Raw genomic sequence first — 3,687 nt, 5'->3', positions numbered from 1 at the left:
TTTAGTGCAAAAGATAATCATTTTGGGACAAAACGTGGCGATCCCCAAAAATCCAGAAGATGACTTCTTCAATACTAATTGTCGCCAGAATAACTAAACCTATGGTCTAAGTTTTGGGGAGTATTACCTAGTTTGGTTAATGGGTTACGTAAGGTTTTTCATTCCCTTCGGAATCCGGAAGCAAGCTTTTATTAGAACTGCCTACTGCAACTGCCGGCTAAATACTCAGGATTACGCCTGCGGCGTGATCCTGAAGTGGGGGGTACTGAATCAAACCCTTACTTCCGCCTGCTGGCGGAAGTCGGTTTTTCATTCCCTTCTGAATCCGGAAGCAAGCTTCCATTCTTCTGGGAATGAAAAAACCCCGACAGCTTTGCTGTCAGGGTTTGTTTCGTCGGGGTGGCAGGATTCGAACCTGCGGCCTCCTGCTCCCAAAGCAGGCGCGATAACCGGGCTACGCTACACCCCGAATAGGTCATCTATAAATCGTTGGGCACCTCGTTTTTTGATCTTTCGCTCTAGGCGCATTGCTTCTGATCTCGTGCTACAACAAAACTCGTATTTCAATTCCCATGGTATCCCTAATTTAGTATACCTACTTCTACCTGAATTGTGCCTTTCCAGACGATCTTTAAGATTTGAGGATTGACCTACATAATACTTTTTCAATGAACGACTGTACAGAATGTAAACTACTATCATTCCAAGCCTTTTCTTTCGTTAGCGGCCTTCCCGCCTGGGCGGGACGCGATAACCGGGCTACGCTACACCCCGAAACTAATTTTTTGAATACCGGACGGATCCGATCTCAGCGGAGAGACTGGGACTCGAACCCAGGCGACGGTTACCCGTCGACAGATTAGCAATCTGCTCCGTTACCACTCCGGCACCTCTCCAATAAATATGTTATGAACGTTTGGGAATTAATCCCTTTTATTGCGGTGGCAAATGTAGTTTTTCATTCCAAGGGAAGCAACTATTTTAATGGGTTTTTTGACAAGTTATTTTCAATTGCCTATTTGATAATTTCGAATGCCTATATGCATTCTGTCAAGGCCTGTTCACAGGAGCAAAACATACTATTCAAAGTACTGCTGCGAACTCGCAATCTCCCCCTGGGCGGTTATGGCTGAGGCTTTGATTTTTATCTTCTGTGTTTCGAAAGGCAATTTGAACCGGACGATGGCTTCCCCGTTTTCATCGGTCTCGATCTGGGGGTTCCAATATACCGTAGTAGGCTTATCGATGAACTTCTTGGCTTTTTTGGCCACCATAGCGGAATAGGACTCAAAGTCCGGGGTTTCATTGTATCCCTGAAAATAGAGCCTTCCTTCTTTCCGGTTGATAAATTCCAGATCAGAGCCATTGCGGGTATACACCATAATAACCCCACGACCTGCCCTGCTGCCGTAGATACCCCCTTCAGCCGGTCTTAGATATTCTATTCGGTCGATACTCCAGGCATCGAGGCCCATGGTAGGATCCACACCCGGGGAATTCCCCCAAATGAACCCATCGATCACCCATAGTGGCCCCTGTTGGTCGAGGACGGAACCAAAAGAATTCGGTGCGGCCGACGCATAGGAATTGGCACTGTTCACCGAAATACTAGGAGCCTCTACCGTACCCCCGGTAACGGTGATACCAGGGATTTCAGCAAAGAGTTGAAACATAAAACGCGGCTTTTCAATATCCTGTACCGCGGTACGGAATTTAGTCGCCTCCAACCCATAGGTCGGCGGCATCGCACGAGGCCTTTCGATTTTCTGATCGAACACCTCCACAGAATTTAGTTCGATCAAACCTTCTGAATCCAAAGGCTCCAGAGGGGAAGACTCAATGGTTTCCCGGTTTTGCTGCTTGGCAAAGGCCAATACCGCTTTGCGTTTGTGATCCTCATCATAGTCTTCCTGCACGGGGATTACTTTAACCAGCCGTGTTGAAGTGTCTTCACCCTCTGTCCGGAAGATCAGTTCGGTTTCACCTGTCAGCTGGAGGTTGTTTACCTCAAGCCGGCCTGAACCGTCTGTCTGCAATTCCCTTATGATCGCATCCTCTTCCGTCTGGATTAACAATTGTACAGTCGCGTTGCGCAACAGGCGGTTATTCAGATCATAGGCATAGCCGATTAAATCCAGGCCCCTTTGAAAGGGGTACATAATCGTGTCGGGGATCCTGGGGCCAATTCCTTCGTCCCCGGCTCCAGAGGTCAATAGCTCGAGGTCCTTGATAAAACGATCCGTTCTGACTGTACTCCACCCGGAAAGGTCTGCTCCGTGCAGTTCCCAGAGAAAATCCACATCCGGGGCCTCCCGAACGATGCTTTCTTCTCCCGCAACATGTGTTGCGCTGAGGGCCAGGGTCGTCTGTACAGGACTGCCGGCTGTATTTGTAACATGTACTTTGTAAGCGCGCTCCCCTGCCCGGGCCGCTTCATTCAGGGGGGTAAATGCGATATTCAGGGAGTTATTGGGATCCATGAATACTGGTCTTCGGGACCAAACAGATGCTTCACCATCGACCAGGGAAACATTCATAATCCCAAAGGGGATGCCACTCCTGGGGATTTCAAGGGTGATATCAGACGCTTCCAAATCCAGTTCCTTTTCGAAATAGGTAATCCCATTCATCTCTCCCTTTAGCCGCACCTCCTTTGAGATCATTTCCGGGGTCGCCTGTATGCGTATCTTAAGGGTGGTCGGGTCCAGGTTGTTTATGTTCAGTACATATCCTTCTTCAACAACCGCCGGGATTTGGTAAGTCTTCCCATTTGAAGTCTCCAACATATAATGCTCCCGCGGATGCGGGTTGAAATTAGCCGTCATAATACCGTTGTCGAAGGCTACAATGGGGCTTATCTGTTTCCCGGATCCATCGACTATTTTCCCCTCAAATACTCCAGGTTTACCATTTTTGCCTGTTGCCTTTATCAGCAACCGATTCTCCAGATCCGCAATAAGGCGACCGCCTTCGGGATAAAAGCGCACCTTAAGGTCCTGGTCATTTTGGGAGGCCAATGTCCCTTCCCCGCCTGAACGATTGCGTTTTCTGCCATCTACAATACTGAGTTTTTTGGTAAAATATGCGCCCTCTCCGTAATTCTGCATCCATCTCGTATACGCACGCAGCTCATAGCTCCCGGTCTCTGTTTTTTCCGGAAGGTGTATCGCTCCCTCTGTCGTCCCGTTTTCAATTTTATAGTACTGAGATCCCACGACCGAACTGTCCTCTTTGCGAACCAGGTCCACTTTAAGCACCTGACTCAGGGTGGCCCGTACCCGGTTGGGGCCGGTGAGCACATAACCCTTAAAGAAAAGCGGACTGTTTTGATCAATCGTCGTTTTATCCAGGTGGAGCAGCACGCGTTCCTGCCATGTGATCAGGGAATCCATTTGGTTGATTTGAGCATTTCCCGTTTGCTCGCCTTCAAAAATACCTGCCAGCTCAGGCTGGTTGGGCCCTCTGAATTGAGCGGTAGCCGAAAGGCAACCCAAAACAACGCACACAAGTACAATGTATTTAAGCTTTATCATGGCATTTTATTTTAATAGTTTATCTTGTTTTTTTAATAGTATTACTATCATTTTAGCCTACACGCTGCCCTGCCCCCTATTGGCGTGGACTTTAGTATTCTCAATATTGCCACCGGTTAACACACCAACCTGGTCCGCAGCATAAAGACTGCAG

The 3,687-nt window shown here is 48.3% G+C and carries 2 protein-coding genes and 2 tRNA genes; all 4 read right to left on the bottom strand.

The genetic code is table 11. The features are described from left to right. Nucleotides 1-394: 394 nt before the first annotated feature. The 4 genes from WBV75_RS04585 to WBV75_RS04570 all read right to left on the bottom strand — a co-directional run bounded on the left by WBV75_RS04585 (nt 395) and on the right by WBV75_RS04570 (nt 3,533). Nucleotides 395-469, bottom strand: a tRNA-Pro gene (locus tag WBV75_RS04585). Further along, the gene (locus WBV75_RS04580; protein WP_424119472.1) at nt 460-702 is read right to left on the bottom strand and encodes a GIY-YIG nuclease family protein; all 243 of its coding nucleotides are present in this window, start codon (nt 700-702) and stop codon (nt 460-462) included. The genes WBV75_RS04585 and WBV75_RS04580 overlap by 10 nt, the downstream gene beginning before the upstream one ends. A gap of 110 nt (nt 703-812) precedes the next feature. Continuing rightward, nucleotides 813-896: transfer RNA gene (locus WBV75_RS04575), tRNA-Ser, on the bottom strand. Between the two features lie 183 nt (nt 897-1,079). After that, the gene (locus tag WBV75_RS04570) at nt 1,080-3,533 is read right to left on the bottom strand and encodes a TonB-dependent receptor plug domain-containing protein (protein ID WP_424119471.1); all 2,454 of its coding nucleotides are present in this window, start codon (nt 3,531-3,533) and stop codon (nt 1,080-1,082) included. Nucleotides 3,534-3,687: the final 154 nt, after the last annotated feature.

The sequence above is a fragment of the Robiginitalea sp. genome (genome assembly GCF_049588695.1).
Taxonomy (GTDB): domain Bacteria; phylum Bacteroidota; class Bacteroidia; order Flavobacteriales; family Flavobacteriaceae; genus Robiginitalea.
The sequence above is the reverse complement of the archived record's forward strand: the minus strand, read 5'-3'. Positions and strand labels throughout refer to the sequence as shown.